The organism is Streptomyces sp. NPDC058650, assembly GCF_042717315.1.
Classification (GTDB): Bacteria; Actinomycetota; Actinomycetes; order Streptomycetales; family Streptomycetaceae; genus Streptomyces.
Genome location: NZ_JBHXRL010000037.1, coordinates 11,587 through 28,463 on the forward strand (window position 1 = coordinate 11,587; position 16,877 = coordinate 28,463).

Annotated in this window: 17 protein-coding genes and 1 pseudogene; 13 read left to right on the forward strand and 5 right to left on the reverse strand. The window is 72.9% G+C overall.

Annotated features, from left to right (window positions below; genetic code table 11):
* Nucleotides 1–21: 21 nt before the first annotated feature.
* Complete coding sequence (locus ACFWWU_RS36705; RefSeq protein WP_384153380.1) at nucleotides 22–1,677, reverse strand: FAD-binding dehydrogenase; 1,656 nt, start codon at nucleotides 1,675–1,677, stop codon at nucleotides 22–24.
* 128 nt (nucleotides 1,678–1,805) lie between these two features.
* Here ACFWWU_RS36705 and ACFWWU_RS36710 point away from each other — a divergent pair, with 128 nt between their 5' ends.
* The 5 genes from ACFWWU_RS36710 (at nucleotide 1,806) to ACFWWU_RS36730 (ending at nucleotide 4,626) form a co-directional block, all read left to right on the forward strand.
* A complete protein-coding gene (locus ACFWWU_RS36710; protein ID WP_384153383.1) occupies nucleotides 1,806–2,435 on the forward strand; it encodes a TetR/AcrR family transcriptional regulator in 630 nt (209 codons plus the stop codon).
* A 34-nt stretch (nucleotides 2,436–2,469) separates the two neighbouring features.
* Nucleotides 2,470–3,234, forward strand: coding sequence for a glucose 1-dehydrogenase (locus ACFWWU_RS36715; protein ID WP_384153386.1), 765 nt, complete (start codon nucleotides 2,470–2,472; stop codon nucleotides 3,232–3,234).
* A gap of 27 nt (nucleotides 3,235–3,261) precedes the next feature.
* Complete coding sequence (locus ACFWWU_RS36720; protein WP_384153389.1) at nucleotides 3,262–3,783, forward strand: NUDIX domain-containing protein; 522 nt, start codon at nucleotides 3,262–3,264, stop codon at nucleotides 3,781–3,783.
* Nucleotides 3,784–3,892: 109 nt separating this feature from the next.
* On the forward strand, nucleotides 3,893–4,288 hold the full coding sequence (locus tag ACFWWU_RS36725) for a YidH family protein (protein WP_024761968.1): 396 nt from the start codon (nucleotides 3,893–3,895) through the stop codon (nucleotides 4,286–4,288).
* Complete coding sequence (locus ACFWWU_RS36730) at nucleotides 4,285–4,626, forward strand: DUF202 domain-containing protein (protein WP_384153393.1); 342 nt, start codon at nucleotides 4,285–4,287, stop codon at nucleotides 4,624–4,626. Before ACFWWU_RS36725 ends, ACFWWU_RS36730 begins: the two co-directional genes overlap by 4 nt.
* A 35-nt stretch (nucleotides 4,627–4,661) precedes the next feature.
* Here the strand turns inward: ACFWWU_RS36730 and ACFWWU_RS36735 are convergent, their stop codons facing one another.
* Nucleotides 4,662–5,591, reverse strand: coding sequence for an NADP-dependent oxidoreductase (locus tag ACFWWU_RS36735; RefSeq protein WP_384153396.1), 930 nt, complete (start codon nucleotides 5,589–5,591; stop codon nucleotides 4,662–4,664).
* A 140-nt stretch (nucleotides 5,592–5,731) separates the two neighbouring features.
* Here ACFWWU_RS36735 and ACFWWU_RS36740 point away from each other — a divergent pair, with 140 nt between their 5' ends.
* Nucleotides 5,732–6,028, forward strand: coding sequence for a hypothetical protein (locus ACFWWU_RS36740; protein ID WP_384153399.1), 297 nt, complete (start codon nucleotides 5,732–5,734; stop codon nucleotides 6,026–6,028).
* 91 nt (nucleotides 6,029–6,119) lie between these two features.
* Nucleotides 6,120–7,034, forward strand: coding sequence for an MBL fold metallo-hydrolase (locus ACFWWU_RS36745; protein ID WP_384153402.1), 915 nt, complete (start codon nucleotides 6,120–6,122; stop codon nucleotides 7,032–7,034).
* Between the two features lie 112 nt (nucleotides 7,035–7,146).
* On the opposite strand, the gene ACFWWU_RS36750 is transcribed toward ACFWWU_RS36745, so the two are convergent.
* Nucleotides 7,147–8,460, reverse strand: coding sequence for an enolase C-terminal domain-like protein (locus ACFWWU_RS36750; RefSeq protein WP_384153405.1), 1,314 nt, complete (start codon nucleotides 8,458–8,460; stop codon nucleotides 7,147–7,149).
* Nucleotides 8,461–8,591: 131 nt separating this feature from the next.
* On the opposite strand from ACFWWU_RS36750, the gene ACFWWU_RS36755 reads away from it, so the two are divergent.
* Both ACFWWU_RS36755 and ACFWWU_RS36760 read left to right on the forward strand, forming a co-directional pair.
* Entirely contained in the window at nucleotides 8,592–9,614 is a 1,023-nt protein-coding gene (locus ACFWWU_RS36755) for a phosphotransferase family protein (RefSeq protein ID WP_384153408.1), read from the forward strand.
* Between the two features lie 6 nt (nucleotides 9,615–9,620).
* Nucleotides 9,621–10,835 (forward strand): acyl-CoA dehydrogenase family protein, encoded by a 1,215-nt coding sequence (locus ACFWWU_RS36760; RefSeq protein ID WP_384153410.1) that lies wholly within the window; start codon nucleotides 9,621–9,623, stop codon nucleotides 10,833–10,835.
* Between the two features lie 5 nt (nucleotides 10,836–10,840).
* On the opposite strand, the gene ACFWWU_RS36765 is transcribed toward ACFWWU_RS36760, so the two are convergent.
* Together ACFWWU_RS36765 and ACFWWU_RS36770 are read right to left on the reverse strand one after the other, a co-directional pair.
* Nucleotides 10,841–11,434, reverse strand: a complete 594-nt coding sequence (locus tag ACFWWU_RS36765; protein WP_317593938.1) for a TetR/AcrR family transcriptional regulator — start codon at nucleotides 11,432–11,434, stop codon at nucleotides 10,841–10,843.
* Between the two features lie 84 nt (nucleotides 11,435–11,518).
* Nucleotides 11,519–12,313: an SDR family oxidoreductase gene (locus ACFWWU_RS36770; RefSeq protein WP_384153413.1), complete on the reverse strand. Its 795-nt coding sequence runs from the start codon at nucleotides 12,311–12,313 to the stop codon at nucleotides 11,519–11,521.
* Between the two features lie 140 nt (nucleotides 12,314–12,453).
* On the opposite strand from ACFWWU_RS36770, the gene ACFWWU_RS36775 reads away from it, so the two are divergent.
* The 4 genes and pseudogenes from ACFWWU_RS36775 to ACFWWU_RS36790 all read left to right on the forward strand — a co-directional run.
* Nucleotides 12,454–13,707: an exo-beta-N-acetylmuramidase NamZ domain-containing protein gene (locus ACFWWU_RS36775; RefSeq protein WP_384153416.1), complete on the forward strand. Its 1,254-nt coding sequence runs from the start codon at nucleotides 12,454–12,456 to the stop codon at nucleotides 13,705–13,707.
* A gap of 74 nt (nucleotides 13,708–13,781) precedes the next feature.
* Nucleotides 13,782–15,140: an erythromycin esterase family protein gene (locus ACFWWU_RS36780; protein ID WP_384153419.1), complete on the forward strand. Its 1,359-nt coding sequence runs from the start codon at nucleotides 13,782–13,784 to the stop codon at nucleotides 15,138–15,140.
* A gap of 159 nt (nucleotides 15,141–15,299) precedes the next feature.
* On the forward strand, nucleotides 15,300–16,493 hold the full coding sequence (locus ACFWWU_RS36785) for a serine-threonine protein kinase (protein ID WP_384153422.1): 1,194 nt from the start codon (nucleotides 15,300–15,302) through the stop codon (nucleotides 16,491–16,493).
* Between the two features lie 146 nt (nucleotides 16,494–16,639).
* Nucleotides 16,640–16,877, forward strand: a pseudogene (locus ACFWWU_RS36790) (hypothetical protein); the annotation flags it as partial.

Here is a 16,877-nt window from a genome sequence, read left to right on the forward strand (position 1 = left end):
GCCCCGGCCATGGGCCCGTCGTCAGCCGACCGCTTGTGCTGCCGCCCTTCCCGCCGCCCTTCCCGAGAAGATGCAGCCGCCGAGGAACGTGCCTTCGAGGGAGCGGTAGCCGTGGACTCCGCCGCCGCCGAAGCCGGCGGCCTCGCCCGCCGCGTACACGCCCTCCAGGGGCTCGCCGCTCTCGGTCAGGACGCGGGAGGAGAGATCCGTCTCCAGGCCGCCGAGGGACTTGCGGGTGAGGATGTTGAGGCGGACGGCGATCAGCGGGCCGGCCTTGGGGTCGAGGATGCGGTGCGGGGCGGCCGTGCGGATGAGCTTGTCGCCCAGGTACTTGCGGGCGCCGCGGACCGCCGTGACCTGGAGGTCCTTGGTGAAGGGGTTGGCGATCTCGCGGTCGCGGGCGGTGATCTCGCGGCGGAGGGCGTCCTCGTCGATGAGCGGTTCGTCGGTGAGCGCGTTCATGCCGCGGACGAGGGCGGAGAGGTCGTTCTCGACGACGAAGTCGGCGCCCTTGTCCATGAACGCCTGGACGGGTCCCGGGACGTCGGCGCGGGCGCGGCCGATGACGTCGCGGATCGACTTGCCGGTCAGGTCGGGGTTCTGTTCGGAACCGGAGAGGGCGAACTCCTTGCCGATGATCCGCTTGTCGAGGACGAACCAGGTGTGGTCGTGGCCGGTCCGCATGATGTGTTCGAGCGTGCCGAGGGTGTCGAAGCCGGGGAAGAGCGGGACGGGCAGGCGCTTGCCGGTCGCGTCGAGCCAGAGGGAGGACGGTCCGGGCAGGATGCGGATGCCGTGCCGGGCCCAGACGGGGTTCCAGTTCTCGATGCCCTCGGTGTAGTGCCACATCCGGTCGCGGTTGATGTGGTGGGCGCCGGCCTTCTCGGCGACGCCGAGCATGAGGCCGTCGACGTGGGCGGGGACGCCGGAGAGCATCTTGGCGGGCGGGGTGCCGAGCCGGGCGGGCCACTGTTCGCGGACGAGGTCGTGGTTTCCGCCGATGCCGCCGGAGGTGACGATCACCGCCTGGGCGCGGAGCTCGAAGGTGCCGGAGGGCGTGCGGGTGCTGGCCGTGCCCCGGGCGGCGGTGGAGGGTTCCAGGATCTCGCCGGTGACGGTGTCGACGGTTCCGGCGGTGCGGCCGAGGGCGGTGACGCGGTGGCGGAAGCGGAGCTGTACGAGGCCGCGGGCGACGCCCTCGCGGACCCGCTGTTCGAAGGGGGCGACGAGGCCCGGGCCCGTACCCCAGGTGATGTGGAAGCGGGGGACGGAGTTGCCGTGGCCGTTGGCGTCGTAGCCGCCGCGCTCGGCCCAGCCGACCACGGGGAAGAACCGCACCCCACGCGCGTGGAGCCAGGAGCGCTTCTCGCCGGCGGCGAAGTCCACGTACGCCTCGGCCCATTTCCTCGGCCAGTGGTCCTCGGTCCGGTCGAAGCCGGCGGTGCCGAACCAGTCCTGGAGGGCGAGGGCGTGGCTGTCCTTGACGCGCATCCGGCGCTGCTCGGGCGAGTCGACGAGGAAGAGACCCCCGAAGGACCAGTGGGCCTGGCCGCCGAGGGACTGTTCGGGCTCCTGGTCGAGGAGGATCACGGTGCGGCCGGCTTCGACCAGCTCGGCGGTGGCGACGAGCCCGGCGAGGCCGGCCCCGATCACGATCACATCTGCGTCGTAGGACATGGATCGCATCTTGGATACACGGATGTATCGAGTCAACCGTTTCACCGGTCTCGTCTCTCTCGCTCTTCCCGTCTCTCCCGCTCTTCCCGCCCCTCCCGTTTTCTAATGTCGAGCATTAATATGTTCGTATGGCGAGAACGTCGGGACCCGAGACCCGGGACAAACTGATCCGCGCGGCGGAGGAGCTCTTCGCCGCCCAAGGCGTCCACGGCGCGCAGCTGCGGGACGTCGTGTCCCTGGCCGGACAGGCGAACCCCTCCGCGGTGCAGTACCACTTCGGCTCACGCGCCGGGCTCCTCGACGCGGTCATGGCCGGTCGCCAGGCCCGTACGCGCCAGGTGCTCGCGCCGCTGCTCGACGCGGCCGCCGACGACCTGAAGGAGCTGGTCTCCGCCCTCGTCACGGCCGAGGCGAGCGAGCTGCGCACCGACCGGGGCCGCCGCTGCCTGCGGATCTCCGCGCAGCTCAGCCATGAGAGCGGGGTCCGCACCCGTACCCCGCACCCCACGCTCGACGGCACGGTCTACTGGCACCTCATCGAGCGGATGGCGGACCGGCTCGCCGACTCCGGGCTGCCCGAGCCCCTGCTCCTGGAGCGCCTCGACCTGGCGCTGACCGTGGTGGGCGCGGCCATGGCGGACCGGGCCCGGCAGTACCTCGACGGCGCCGAACCCCTCACCGGCGAGGCGCTCTTCCTCGCCGACCTGGTCGGGACGACCACCGCGCTTCTCCGGGCCGCACAGCCCCGGAGCGTCTGAAGAAGCAACCGAAGACCTCGAAGGGATCCCCCTCATGAACGACCTCACCGGCAAGACCGTGCTCATCACCGGCGGCGCCCGCGGCCTGGGCGCCGAGGCCGCCCGGCAGGCCGTGGCCGCCGGTGCCAACGTCGTCGTCACCGACGTCCTGGACGAGGACGGCAAGGCGACCGCCGAGGCGCTCGGCGACCGGGCGCGCTTCCTCCACCACGACGTGACCTCCGAGGAGGGCTGGGCGGCGGCCGTCGCGTACGCCGTGGCGGAGTTCGGCGGGCTGCACGGTCTGGTGAACAACGCGGGCATCTCCACCGGCGCCTTCCTGGAGACGGAGTCCGTCGAGCACTTCCGCAAGGTCCTCGACATCAACCTGACCGGCGTCTTCATCGGCATGAAGGCCGCCATACCCGCGATGAAGGCGGCGGGCGGCGGCTCGATCGTCAACATCTCCTCGGCCGCCGGCCTGATGGGCCTGGCCCTGACGGCGGGCTACGGCGCCTCCAAGTGGGGCGTGCGCGGGCTGACGAAGATCGGCGCGGTGGAGCTCGGCACGGCGAAGATCCGCGTCAACTCCGTCCACCCGGGCATGACGTACACCCCGATGACGGCCTCGGTCGGCATCGAGCGCGGCGAGGGCAAGTACCCGAACACGCCCATGGGCCGGGTCGGCGAGGCCGACGAGATCGCGGGTGCGGTCGTCTTCCTGCTCTCGGACGCCGCGTCGTACGTGACGGGTGCGGAGCTGGCGGTGGACGGCGGCTGGACCACCGGTCCGACGGTCAAGTACGTCATGGGGCAGTGACCACGCGGCACTGCTTGGATGGCGGTCATGAGTGCCGCTGAAGAGATCCACGATGTCGTCGACGAGCACGACCGGGTGATCGGACGGGCCCCGCGCGGTGAGGTGTACGCGCGGGGTCTGATCCATCGCTGCGTCTTCGTCCGGGTCCGGGACGCCCAGGGCCGGACCTTCGTCCACCGCAGGACGCCGGACAAGCTGCTCTTCCCCTCCCGGTACGACATGTTCGTCGGCGGGGTCGTCGGGGCGGGCGAGTCCTACGACGAGGCCGCCCTGCGCGAGGCCGAGGAGGAGCTCGGGGTCACCGGACTGCCGAGGCCCGAGCCGGTGCTGAAGTTCCTGTACGACTCCGGGGGCGTGGCCGGGAAGTGGTGGTCGGCGGTCTACGAGGTCCGGTGCGAGCTGCCGGTGGACCCCCAGGTGGAGGAGGTCGCGTGGCACGGCTTCCTGACGGACGAGGAGCTCACCGCGCGGCTCGGCGACGGGGACTGGGAGTGGGTGCCCGACGGCATGGCCGCGTACGAGCGGCTGCGGGCGCTCGGGACGGGGTGAGGGGGTGACGGGATGCGGAGGTGAGGGGGTGGACGGGGTGACGATGTGCCGGAACGGGCTACGGGACGGGCGCCGGGCAGGGGGTACACCCGGCCGTTAGGGTGCACGTGTGAGCGATTTCGTGCAGAGCCTGAGGCTGTGGTTCGCGCCGCAGCGGATCCGGGACGAGGGGGAGACGCCGGACTACCGCTTCTCCCTGGCCAACGAGCGGACCTTCCTGGCCTGGATCCGGACCGCTCTCGCCCTGGTCGGCGGCGGTTTCGCCGTCGACCAGTTCCTGCCGGACCTGCGCTGGGGCGTACGGGTCGGGCTCGCGCTCGCGCTGCTCGCGGCCGGCGTGCTGTGCGCGCTGCGGGCGGTCAACCACTGGGTGCGCTGCGAGCGGGCGATGCGGCGCGGCGAGGACCTGCCGGCGTCCCGGTTCCCCGCGGTGCTGAGCCTCGCGGTGGCCGTGGTGGCGCTCGCGATGGTGGTGGTCGTGGTCTTCGGCTGGACGGGGCGGTGACGGAGTCCCGTAGCGAGGGGGCGGCTCCCGACCCGGAGGTCCGCGACCCCGGGCTCCAGCCGGAGCGGACGCGGCTCGCGTGGCGGCGTACGACCCTGTCGTGGACGGTCGTGGCGGTCCTCGCGGTCAAGCTGGCCCTTCACGACGACACCACGGCGACCGGGCTTGCCGCGCTCGCCCTGTCGGCACTGGTCTGGATCGGCTTCCTGGCCGTCGCACACCGCCGGATCCGCTCCTTGAGCACCGCCCGGCCGCGCCCGCTCTCCCACCGGGGCGCGCTGCTCGCGGCGGGGTGCACGATCGCGCTGGCCGTCTTCGGGGCCGCGCTGATCTGGTGACCCGACGGCCGTGAACGTCTCGACGGCCTCGCCGTTCAGGGGACGGTGACGACGACCTTGCCGTTCAGGCCGCCCTCGGCGTTGGCGCGCTGGGCGTCGGCCGCCTGCTCCAGGGGGTACGCCCTGGCAACCCGTACGGTGAGGACGCCCTCGTCGACCAGGTCCGCGAGGGCCGCGAGGTCGACGGCGTCCGGGCGGACCCAGAAGTAGCGGCCTCCGAGGGCGAGGACCTCGCCGTCGGCGATCGAGGCGAGACGGCCGCCCGGGGCGATCAGGTCGGCGGAGAGCCGCAGGAACGGGCCGCCGACGGTGTCGAGGACGGCGTCCACGCCCTGCGGGGCGAGGGCCCTGACCTGCTCGGCGAACGTGAGCTCGTCGTAGCGGACGGGCTCGGCTCCGAGCTCCGCGACCCGCGCCTGTCCCGCCTCCCTCGCCGCGCCGATGACCCGGCAGCCGAGGTGGCGGGCGATCTGCACGGCGATCGAGCCGACCCCGCCGGCCGCCGCGTGCACGAGGACGGTCTCGCCGGGGCGGACCGCGAGGGCGTGGTGCAGCACCTGGTAGGCGGTGAGGCCGACGAGGGGCAGGGCGGCGGCCTCCTCGAAGCCCAGGGTGCGCGGCTTGCGGGCGAGGGTGCGGACGGGCGCGGCGACCAGCTCGGCGAAGGTCCCCCGGGAGAGGAAGTCCTCGCGGACGTACCCCATGACCTCGTCGCCGACGGCGAACTCGGTGACGGAGACGCCGGGCCTGACGACGACCCCTGAGACGTCCCAGCCGGGGATGACCGGGAAGACCGCGTCCATCATGCCGTCGAGGTATCCGGCCTGGCACTTCCAGTCGACGGGGTTGACGGAGGCCGCCCGCACCTCGACCAGGACCGCGTCCGGCCCGACCTTCGGGTCGGGCAGCTCGCGGTACTCCAGGACCTCGGGACCGCCGTACCGGTTGTAGCTGATCGCCTTCATACCCCGACCCTCGGCGGGGCCCGGGGCTCTCGCAAGTCGGAATGAAGGGAGCGTTCACGACAATCCGCGCGAATCCGGACGAGAGGGATGAAGGGAACTAGCCTGGAAGGGTCAGCCGCCCCCTCCACAGAGGCCACGTCATGACCGTCCTCCACCACGAACACGCCACCCACGCGCACTCCCACAGTCCGTCGTGCGGGCACACCTGCGTCACGCACGGGGACCATGTCGACTACGCCCACAACGGGCACCTGCACCGCGAGCACGCCGGGCACTGGGACGAGTGCGAGACCACCTCGCACGTCCCGCACACCCACCCGGATCACACCCACGGGCCGGAGTGCGGACACACCGCCGTCGCGCACGGCGACCACCTCGACTACGCGCACGACGGGCACCGGCACGCCGCGCACGGCAACCACTGGGACGACCACTGACTCCGCCCCCCGACCTGGCCCGACTTCCCCCGGCACCGGCCAACTGACACTCTTCCCCTGTCCAGTTGAGCTCTCGACCGGGGGAATCCCTTTGCCTTCTGCCACCGATCCCTACGTGGTCGCGCTCGCGCCGAACGTCCACGCCTTCGTCCAGCCCGACGGCGGCTGGTGCCTGAACAACGCCGGCTTCCTCGGCGACGCGGGCGAGTCCCTCCTCGTCGACACCGCGGCCACCGAGCGGCGGGCCCGGCTGCTGCGCGAGGCGGTCCTCGCGGCGGGGCTGCCGCTGCCCCGGACCATCGTGACCACGCACCACCACGGCGACCACACCTACGGCAACGGGGTGTTCCGGCCCGAGGCGCGGATCGTCGGCCACGAGAACTGCCGGACCGAGCAGCTCGCCGCCGGGCACCAGCTCCATCTGCTGTGGCCGCGGACCGACTTCGGGCAGGTCGACATCCTGCCGCCGTCCGTCACGTACCGCGAGCGGCTCACGCTGTACGTCGGCGGCATCGAGGTGCGGGTGATCCACCCGGGTCCCGCGCACACGATCGGCGACTCGATCGTGCACCTCCCGGAGGAGGGCGTCGTCTTCACCGGCGACCTCGTCTTCCACGGCGGGACGCCCTTCCTGCCGATGGGATCGCTCGCCGGTTCGCTGCGCGCGCTCGACCTGCTGCGCGCGCTGGACGCGCCGACGGTGGTGCCGGGGCACGGGCGGGTGACCGACCCCTCGGCGTACGACACGACGGAGCGGTACCTGCTCTGGGTGCGGGAGCTGGCCGCCGAGGGGTACGCGAAGGGGATGACGCCACTGGAGACGGCGCGGGGCGCGGAGCTCGGGGAGTTCGCCGCGTGGCAGGAGAGCGAGCGGCTCGTCGCGAACCTGCACCGCGCGTACGCGGAGCTGGGCGGCCTGCCGGAGGGGTCGCCGCTGGATCCGGCGGCGGTCTTCGGCGACATGGCGGCCATGAACGGCGGTGTGCCGGTGGCCTGCCACGCGTAGCGCTCGGGTGCGCGGCGGCGTTGTGCGGGACCCTTCCGTGTGCCCGCCCTCCCCAGAGGGGGACCCCCAGCCCCAGCCCCAGCCCCAGCGGAACGAATGCCCGCAACGGGGGCTACCACTTGCCTTGCGTCCACCCCGGGTGCGCCGCCCGCATCGCCGCCGCGTCGTCGCGCTCCCGCAGGGTGCCGTCGTCGTCGAGCCAGCGTCGGTGGAGTGCGGCCAGCGCGTCCCGGTCCAGCTCGACGCCGAGGCCGGGCGCGTCGGAGACCGCGAGCCGGCCGGCGCGGAAGACGGGCCGGGTGGTGACGACGTCCTCGGTCTGCCAGGGGTAGTGGGTGTCGCAGGCGTGGTCGAGCCCGGGCAGCGTGGCGGCGACCTGGGTCATGGCGGCGAGACTGATGCCCAGGTGGGTGTTGGAGTGCATGGAGAGCCCGACACCGTACGTGCGGCAGAGCGCGGCCAGTTCGCGGGTGCGGTGGAGCCCGCCCCAGTAGTGGTGGTCGCAGAGGACGATCCGTACCGCCCCCTTCGCGAAGGCCTCCGGGACCTCCTCGAAGGTGGTCACGCACATGTTGGTCGCGAGCGGCACGTCCGTACGGGCGGCGATCTCGGCCATGGCGCCGGTGCCGCTCGCCGGGTCCTCCAGGTACTCCAGTACGCCCTCGAGCTCGCGCGCGACGGCCAGCGAGGTCTCCACGGACCAGGCGCCGTTGGGGTCGAGGCGGAGCGGGCGGCCCGGGAACGCCTCGGCGAGCGCGCGGATCGCGGCGATCTCCCGCTCGGGTGCGAACACCCCGCCCTTGAGCTTGAAGGAGCGGAAGCCGTGGAGGCGGTCGAAGCGGCGGGCCTGGGCGACGATCCCGGCGGGGTCGAGGGCCGCGCCCCAGTCGTCCGTGGGCCCGGCGCCCGGGTGGGCGGCCCAGCGGTAGAAGAGATAGGCGCTGTACTCGACGGTGTCGCGGACCTTGCCGCCGAGCAGGGCGTGGACGGGCAGCCCGAGGCTCTTGCCGAGGGCGTCGAGGCAGGCGGTCTCGAAGGCGGAGACGACGGAGAGGCGCAGCTTGTCGGCGGTCCTGACGCCGCGCAGGCCACCCGCGTCGACGTCCGCGGCGCCACCCGTGTCGACACCCTCGGCGACGTCCGCGGCGCCGCCGCCCTCGGCCGCGGATGCCGCCAGGGCGAAGAGCGCGTTCACGTCCGTGACCGCGCGGCCGGGCAGGACCTCGGCGATCGACCGGGCCAGTTCCAGGTACACGCCGTCGCCGTAGGTCTCCCCGAGGCCGCTCACCCCACCCTTGGTGATCACTTCCACCACCAGCCGGGGCGTGAAGGGCTGGTGAACGCCCTGGACATTGAGGAGGGGCGGGTCGGAGATGAGGATCGGGGTCAGCCGGACTTCGTCGACGAGCAGCATCTTCGCATCCATATGTGAACCCTATTCAGGGATGGAATCAAGAGCCAGAGTGCGGTACGGGGTTTCCCGGCCCCCCTCTGGACGACATACCGACTGGTCGGTCATCATGAACGCCGACCGAAGCCGATCCGGAGGTACGCACCATGAGTTCCGCCCCGCCACCAGGTCTCGACCCCGAGCAGCTGCGCCGGTTCCTCGACCGCGAGCGGCCCGGTCTGGTGTCCGGCCCCCTCGAAGCCCGGCTGATCGAGGGCGGCCGGTCGAACCTGACGTACGTCGTGACCGACCGCACCGGCCGCTGGGTCGTCCGGCGGCCGCCGCTCGGACACGTCCTCGCCACCGCGCACGACATGCGGCGCGAGCACCGCGTCATCAGCGCGCTGCACACGACGGACGTGCCCGTCCCCGGGACGCTGCTGCTCTGCGAGGACGACTCCGTCCTCGGGGCGCCCTTCTACGTCATGGAGTTCGTCGACGGGACGCCGTACCGCTCGGCCCAGGAGCTCGCGCCGCTCGGCCCCGAGCGCACCCGCGCCGCCGTCCTCGGCCTGGTCGACACGCTCGTCGACCTGCACGCCGTCGACCCGGCGGCCGTCGGCCTCGGCGACTTCGGCCGCCCCGAGGGCTTCCTCGACCGGCAGTTGCGCCGCTGGGGAAAGCAGCTCGACGCCTCGCGCGGCCGGGACCTCGCGGGGATCGACGAGCTGCACGCCGCTCTCGGCCGCTCGCTTCCCGCGTCGCCGCCGCCCACCGTGATCCACGGCGACTACCGGCTCGACAATGTCCTCATCGGCGTGGACGACCGCATCCGGGCCGTCCTGGACTGGGAGATGTCCACCCTCGGCGACCCGCTCACCGACCTCGGCCTGCTCGTCATGTACAGCACGCCGCTCGACCTGCCGGACTCCCCCGTCTCCACGACCGCCACGGCCGCCGGGCATCCGAGCGCCGCCGAGCTGGTCGAGCGCTACGCGGCCCGCTCGGGCCGCGACACCTCGGCCCTCGCCTGGTACACGGCCTTCGCCTGGTTCAAGCTCGCCGTGATCCTGGAGGGCATCCACTACCGCTGGACCCTCGGGCAGACCGTCGGCGCCGGCTTCGACCGCATCGGCGAACTCGTCCCCGTCTTCATCGAGCACGGCCTCACCACCCTTCAGGAAGGCTGATCCGCCATGGACTTCGCGTACGACGCCCGCACCGAGGAACTGCGGGCGAAACTCCTCGCCTTCATGGACGAGCACGTGTACCCGGCCGAGACCGTCGCCGAGGAACAGCGCGCCCTGCTCGCCTCCCCCTGGGACACCCCGGCGGTGGTCGAGGAGCTCAAGGCCGAGGCCAAGCGCCAGGGCCTCTGGAACCTCTTCCTGCCCGACGCGGAGTACGGGGCCGGGCTCACCAACCTCCAGTACGCGCCGCTCGCCGAGATCACCGGCCGCAGCCCGCACCTGGCCCCGACGGCCCTCAACTGCGCGGCCCCGGACACCGGGAACATGGAGCTCCTCGCCCAGTTCGGCGACGAGGCGCAGCGCAAGCAGTGGCTGGAGCCACTCCTCACGGGTGAGATCCGCTCGGCCTTCGCGATGACCGAGCCCGAGGTCGCCTCCTCCGACGCGACCAACATCGAGACCCGGATCCGGCGGGACGGCGACTCGTACGTCGTCGACGGGCGCAAGTGGTACATCTCCGGGGCCATGAACCCCGACTGCAAGATCTTCATCGTCATGGGCAAGACCGACCCTGACGGCTCCGACCTCCGCCGCCAGCAGTCGATGATCCTCGTGCCGCGCGACACCCCCGGCGTCGAGGTACGGCGCGCCATGCGGGTGTACGGGTACGAGGACCACTACCACGGCGGCCACGCCGAGGTGCTGTTCGACGACGTCCGCGTCCCCGCCGCGAACCTGGTCGGCGAGGAGGGCGGCGGCTTCGCCATCGCGCAGGCCCGGCTCGGCCCCGGCCGCATCCACCACTGCATGCGGCTCATCGGCATGGCCGAGCGGGCCGTGGAGCTGATGTGCCGGCGCGCGGTGACCCGTACGGCCTTCGGGAAGCCGCTGGCCCAGCAGGGCGTCGTCCAGAACTGGATCGCGGACGCCCGGGTGACGATCGAGCAGCTGCGGCTGCTCGTCCTCAAGACGGCCTGGCTCATGGACACCGTCGGCAACCGGGGCGCGCACACCGAGATCCAGGCCATCAAGATCGCGACGCCCCGCGCGGTGGTCGACATCATCGACAAGGCGGTGCAGGCGCACGGCGCCGGCGGGGTCTCGCAGGACTTCCCGCTGGCCGAGCTGTGGGCGGCGGCGCGGACGCTGAAGCTCGCGGACGGCCCGGACGAGGTGCACCAGCGGTCGCTGGCGCGGCGGGAGCTGAAGAAGTACCTCTGAGCGCCTTACGGACGCAGGGCCCGCAGCAGGAGGTCGGCCAGGTGGTCGGCCACCTGCTGCGGGGTGAGCGGGCCGTCCGGGCGGTACCACGTCGACAGGTGGTGCACCGAGCCGAAGTGGTAGTCGACGACCAGGTCGGCGGGGGTGGCCGAGGAGAACACCCCGGACCGCTGGCCTTCCTCGATCAGTGCCCTGAACCGCTCGTGGTAGCGCCGCCGCTCGCCCCTGACCTGCTTGTTCTTCTCGGGGCTGAGGTGGTGCATGGAGCGGAAGAAGATGGCCGCGTCGTCGAGGTTCTCGATGGTGGTGACGACGACGTCGGCGGCGGCACCGCGCAGCCGGTCCTCGACGGGCGCGTCGGCGTCCGCGTAGGCGTCGAGCCGCTCCTGCTGGAGGCGCAGGACCCGGGCGTAGACCTCCTGGAGGAGGTCCTCCTTGGAGCCGAAGTAGTGGTAGAGGGCGCCCTTGGTGACCCCGGCGGCCTCGACGATCTCCTGGACGGAGGTGCGGTCGTAGCCCTGCTCCGCGAAGAGCCGGGTGGCGGCGGCGAGGAGCCTCTGGGGGACCGGTGCCCCGCTCTCGTCCGTCGTCCTGGCCATGCGCCGCCGCCTTCCCTCGTGATCGTTCCTGGTCGGGGGAACACCGTCCCCGTCCGTAGATCTTCCCATCCGCCGGAGCGCCTGCTAGCGGGCGCCCGTCTCCCAGGTGCGCTGGACGTGGTTCATGGTGCCGAGCCAGCGCTCGGGGTCGGTGGCGCGGTTGCGGTAGTAGGCGGCGACCTCGGGGTGGGGCAGGACGAGGAACCGGTCGGCCGCGATGGCGTCGAGGAGGGCGTCGGCGACGTCCTCGGGCTCGATGGCGGTGGGGGCGAGGACGAGGTCGCCGGCCGACCCGGCGGCGGTCAGCATGTCCGTACGGACGCCCTGCGGGCAGATCGCGTGGACCCTGAGGCCGCGGTGGCGGTAGGTGAGGGAGAGCCACTCGGCGAAGGCGTACGCGCCGTGCTTGGAGACGCTGTACGGCGCCGCGCCGATCATGGTGAGCAGTCCGGCGGCGGAGACGGTGGAGACGAAGCGGCCGCTGCCGCGCTCCAGCCACTCCGGGAGCAGGGCGCGGGCCGAGCGGACGTGGGCCATGACGTTGACGTCCCAGGCGGCGGCCCAGACGTCCTCGTCGGCGAAGGCGTCGCCGGGCGAGGAGAGTCCTGCGTTGGCGCACCAGATGTCGACGGTGCCGCCGAGGGCCTCGCGGGCCTCGTCGACGACGGCGGAGGCGTCGCCGGGGACGGCGACGGCGCCGATCTCCTCGGCGACGACCTTGGTGCGGACGGGGTCGAGGTCGTTGACGACGACGCGGGCCCCTTCGGCGGCGAAGCGCCGGGCGAGCGCGGCACCGATCCCGCCGCCCGCTCCCGTGACGACCACACCGGCGCCCCGGAGCTCGTTCGTGTCCTTGTTCACCGCGGTCACCGCGTTCATGGACCCCACCTCTCGACTGTGACGACCCGGACAGACTAACCAGTCGGTATGGAGAGACGGAAGACCCGTTCCGCACGCCTCGTTCCCCGGGGCGGTCAGGGACGCTAGCGTGCGTGCCCATGTCACCCCGAGGAGGTTCCATGGGCCTGTCGCGTCGGAGTCTGCTGGCCGCCGGAGGGGCCGTCGGGGTGGTGGCGGCCACCGCGTCCACCGCGGCTGCCGCCCCCGCCTCCGGCCCCGGTCACGGCCGCGTGCGTACCGGCTTCGAGCGGCTCGCGGCGGACGGGTACGCCCCGCTGGCCGGCGAGCGGGTCGGCGTCGTCACCAACCCGACCGGCGTCACCGCCGACGCCCGGCACATCGTCGACGTGATGCACGCCGACGAACGGGTCGACCTGGTCGCCGTCTTCGGCCCCGAGCACGGCTTCCGGGGCACCGCCCAGGCCGGCGGCTCCGAGGGGCGGTACGACGACCCGGCCACCGGGCTGCCCGTCTACGACACGTACCTGAAGAGCGGTCAGCCGCTGGCGGACGTCTTCACGGCCTCTGGGGTGGACACCGTCGTCTTCGACATCCAGGACGCCGGCGCGCGCTTCTACACGTACATCTGGACGCTGTACGACTGCATGGTGGCCGCCGCGCTCGCCGGGAAGCGGTTCGTCGTCCTCGACCGGCCCAACCCGGTGACCGGGCGGGCGGCGCTCGGTCCCGTCCTCGACCGGGCCTTCGCGACCTTCGTCGGGCGCGAGCCGATCGCGCAGGCGCACGGCATGACGGTGGCCGAGCTGGCGCTGCTCTTCAACGCCGAGTTCCTGGCCAAGCCCGTGGCCCTGGAGACCGTCCGCATGACGGGGTGGCGGCGCACCGAGTTCTTCGACGCGACCGGTCTGCCGTGGGTGCCGCCGAGCCCGAACATGCCGACCCCCGACACCGCGCTCGTCTACGCCGGCACGTGCCTCTTCGAGGGGACGAACCTGTCCGAGGGCCGGGGCACGACCCGTCCCTTCGAGCTGCTCGGCGCCGAGGGGGTCGACCGGCGGTGGGCGGAGGCGGCGAACGCCCTCGGTCTGCCCGGAGTCCGCTTCCGCGAGGCGTACTTCGCCCCGACCTTCTCCAAGTTCCAGGGGAAGACCGTGGGCGGGGTGCAGCTGCACGTCCACGACCGTGAGTCCTTCGACCCGGTACGGACCGGGATCGGGCTCCTGGTCACCGCCCGGAGCTCCTGGTCCGGCTTCGCCTGGCGGGCGGACCACTGGATCGACAAGCTGACCGGCTCGACCCGGGTACGGACCCTGATCGACGCGGGCGCGGACACCGACGAGGTCGTCGGGGCGTGGGAGGCGGACCTGACGGCCTTCCGGGCGGTGCGGCGGGAGCATCTGCTCTACCGCTGACGGGGGTTGGCCCCCGGGTGGGCACGGGGGCGGGCGGGATGTCCCGGGGGCGTCCCGCCGACCACGCTTGTCCCATGAACCTCACGAACCTTTCCTTACGGCGCCGTTCCTCCCGTCGCGGCCGGGGCCACTTCCTCGTCGGGGTGCTGGTCGCCGCCTGCCTCGGCACCCTGGCGCCCGCCGCCGGTGCGGCCGGCCGGCCCGCGCCCGACCCCGCTCGCGAACTCGCCCGCTCCGCCCACCCCCTGACCGACCTGCGCCCGCTCGACCGGATGATCGGCTCGGCCACGGTGGTCGGCATCGGCGAGGCCACCCACAGCTCGGCGGAGTTCTTCGAGGCCAAGCACCGGATCTTCGAACACCTCGTGGAGCGAAAGGGGTTCACCACCTTCGCCCTGGAGGCCAACTGGTCGACCGGACTGCTCGTCGACGAGTGGGTCCGCACCGGGCGGGGCGACATCCGGGCGATCATGCGGGACGAGTTCCAGGAGTCGTACCGCCTCTGGAACACCGAGGAGTACCTCGACCTCTTCCGGTGGATGCGGAAGTACAACCAGACCCACCCCGAGCACCAGGTCCGCTTCATGGGCAACGACCTCGGCTACGCGGGACCGAACCTCTTCGACAACGTCACCTCGTACGTGGCGCGCACCAGCCCCGCGCTCCTCCCCCGCTTCCGGGAGCTGTACCGCGCGTCGCGGCCCTCCGGCGAGGTCGAGGCGTGGATGAAGGCGTACCTGGTCAAGCCACTGCCGGAGCGGCGGCGGATGGCCGACGACGTGAACCGGGCGCTCGCCCTCCTGGAACGGGAGCGGCCGGGCAGGGCCCCCGGGGCGCGGGAGGCCCACGACTGGGCGGTGCAGCACGCGCGGGTCATCGCCCAGGTCGGCACCGAGTTCTCGCACGACCTGACGGACGCGGGCGTCGCCGAGGCGATGCTCTACCGGGACCGCGTGATGGCCGAGAACACCGTGTGGTGGCAGCGGCAGACCGGCGACCGGATCCTGCTCTCCGCGCACAACGGACACGTCGGGTACGTGACGCCGAAGGCGGACCAGTACCCCCGGATCCAGGGCGCCTTCCTGCGGGACGCCCTCGGCCGGGACTACGTGAGCGTCGGCGCGACCTTCGGACAGGGCTCGTTCAACGCGCACGACACCGAGGCCCCGGGCGAGCCGCTGCGGGCCTTCACCGTCGGCCCGCTCGGCCCCGACAGCCACGCCCACACCCTGGACCGGGTCTCCCCCGGTGCCTTCTACCTGGACCTGCGCCGGACGACCCCGGCGGCGCGCGACTGGCTCGGCGTGCCCCGGCCGGCCCGGCACATCGGGACGGCGTACCCCTGGCCGGGCGATGTCGTGCCCTTCCGGCTCCCCGACTCGTACGACCTGCTGATCCACTTCCCCCGGGTGTCGGCGGCGCGGCTGCGCTGACCTCGCGGCCGCGCCGACGGCGCGACAGGAGGGCCGCCGCGTCACGTCTGGACGGGTCTCCGCGCGGGCATGCTGGCCGTGGAGCCGCTGCCCGCGCACCCGCGCGTCCTCGGGGCGGCGACCACCTCGACGTGGAGGGACGGTCGGGCCGTGACGGGGATGAGTGTGGAGCCGTACCGGGAGATCATCTTCGACAAGGACGGCGACGGGCCGGCGGGTCAGTCCGCGGCCCTCGCGGCGCCGGCCCGGCAGGGGGTGACGGACCTGGTGCTGCTCGCCCACGGGTGGAACAGCTCCCCGTCCGGTGCCACCCGCCTCTGCTCGGACTTCTTCGCCCCCTTCCCCGCCCTGTTCGGGCCCGGGGTCGAGGCCGGGTACGCGGGGGTGATCTGGCCGTCGATGACGTTCACGGACGAACCGGTGCCGGACTACCGGGCGCTCGTGACGGTCCTCCCGGAGAAGGAGCCGGTCCTCGGGCGGCTCGCGGAGCTGCTGGCGCTCGCGCCGCCGGACGAGGCCGCGTTCGCCGAGTTCGGTGCGCTCCTGAGGGAGCTGACCGACGTGTCCGGGGGCGCGGCGGGTGCCGCCGGGTTCGCGGAGCCCGTGCCGGAGTTCCTGGTCGCGGATCCGGTGGAGGTGTGCGCCCTGTTCACCGAGGCCATGGGGAGCTCCGGTGCGGAGGCCGGCTTCGGGGAGGGACTCAAGCGGTACTGGAAGGGGGCGAGGGAGGCGCTGCGGCAGGCCGCCTACTACGTGATGAAGCGGCGGGCCGGGCGGGTCGGCGAGTCCGGGCTCGGGCCGCTGCTCGGCGAGGTCGCGCGGGCGGCCCCCGGTCTGCGCGTCCACCTCGTGGGGCACAGCATGGGCGCCCGGCTCGTCGCGTACGCGCTCCGCGGCCTTCCGGAGGGGGCGCGCCCGGTGGCCTCCGTGACCCTGCTCCAGGGGGCCTTCTCGCACTACGCGTTCGCCGCCCGGCTGCCGCACGACCCCCGCGGGTCCGGCGCGCTGCGGGACATGCAGCGCCGGGTACGCGGTCCGGTGGTGGCCTGCTACTCGCGGCACGACACGGCGCTCGGGGTGATGTACCCGCTGGCGTCCCGGCTCGCGGGCGACTCCGCGTCGCTGACCGCGCCGGGCACGGCGGACCCGCGCTGGGGCGCGATCGGGCACGACGGTGTCCAGGGGGTGCCCGGCACGGCGGCCCGGACCGTGGCGGACGTGCCGCGCGACGGCGTGCCGGGCTCGGGGTGCGTGAACGTGGACGCGGCGGAGGTGGTCCGCTCCCACAGCGACATCCGCCGTCCCGAGCTGGCCCGGGTGGTGGTGTCGGCGGCCCGGGCGGGACGGCCCTGAACCCCGGCGGACCCGCGGGTTCCGCTGCGCTTCGGTGATCCCTCCCGCCCCGATGATGGCTGCCATCCGGATTTCGATGGAACACGAAGGGCCACTCGTTCGTCCCTCTGATACCGCGGTAGGACCAGCGACGGAGGTGGCGAGAGATGGCCGGATTCCGGAGTCTCGCGAGACAGGTGCGCGATCCGAGGTGCGACACGGCGCTGCGCAGGTACTCGCTGCGCAAGTGTCTGGAGCGGTTCGCGCCGTACGGGCACAGGGCGACCTGGGACCATCTGTGCCGCAGGCACAGGTTCGGTCCCGAGGACCGGGAGCTCGATCCGGGGCGGCTGGTGGCCGCTCTCGACGAGCTGGAGGAGGCGCGGACGGTGTGGCTCGCGTACG

What these genes read in the sequence shown, in the direction of transcription:
- ACFWWU_RS36705 (WP_384153380.1), bottom strand. Translation starts at nt 1,677, where the DNA reads ATGTCCTACGACGCAGATGTGATCGTGATCGGGGCCGGCCTCGCCGGG.
- ACFWWU_RS36710 (WP_384153383.1), top strand. Translation starts at nt 1,806, where the DNA reads ATGGCGAGAACGTCGGGACCCGAGACCCGGGACAAACTGATCCGCGCG.
- ACFWWU_RS36715 (WP_384153386.1), top strand. Translation starts at nt 2,470, where the DNA reads ATGAACGACCTCACCGGCAAGACCGTGCTCATCACCGGCGGCGCCCGC.
- ACFWWU_RS36720 (WP_384153389.1), top strand. Translation starts at nt 3,262, where the DNA reads ATGAGTGCCGCTGAAGAGATCCACGATGTCGTCGACGAGCACGACCGG.
- ACFWWU_RS36735 (WP_384153396.1), bottom strand. Translation starts at nt 5,591, where the DNA reads ATGAAGGCGATCAGCTACAACCGGTACGGCGGTCCCGAGGTCCTGGAG.
- ACFWWU_RS36740 (WP_384153399.1), top strand. Translation starts at nt 5,732, where the DNA reads ATGACCGTCCTCCACCACGAACACGCCACCCACGCGCACTCCCACAGT.
- ACFWWU_RS36750 (WP_384153405.1), bottom strand. Translation starts at nt 8,460, where the DNA reads ATGGATGCGAAGATGCTGCTCGTCGACGAAGTCCGGCTGACCCCGATC.
- ACFWWU_RS36755 (WP_384153408.1), top strand. Translation starts at nt 8,592, where the DNA reads ATGAGTTCCGCCCCGCCACCAGGTCTCGACCCCGAGCAGCTGCGCCGG.
- ACFWWU_RS36760 (WP_384153410.1), top strand. Translation starts at nt 9,621, where the DNA reads ATGGACTTCGCGTACGACGCCCGCACCGAGGAACTGCGGGCGAAACTC.
- ACFWWU_RS36765 (WP_317593938.1), bottom strand. Translation starts at nt 11,434, where the DNA reads ATGGCCAGGACGACGGACGAGAGCGGGGCACCGGTCCCCCAGAGGCTC.
- ACFWWU_RS36770 (WP_384153413.1), bottom strand. Translation starts at nt 12,313, where the DNA reads ATGAACGCGGTGACCGCGGTGAACAAGGACACGAACGAGCTCCGGGGC.
- ACFWWU_RS36775 (WP_384153416.1), top strand. Translation starts at nt 12,454, where the DNA reads ATGGGCCTGTCGCGTCGGAGTCTGCTGGCCGCCGGAGGGGCCGTCGGG.
- ACFWWU_RS36780 (WP_384153419.1), top strand. Translation starts at nt 13,782, where the DNA reads ATGAACCTCACGAACCTTTCCTTACGGCGCCGTTCCTCCCGTCGCGGC.
- ACFWWU_RS36785 (WP_384153422.1), top strand. Translation starts at nt 15,300, where the DNA reads ATGAGTGTGGAGCCGTACCGGGAGATCATCTTCGACAAGGACGGCGAC.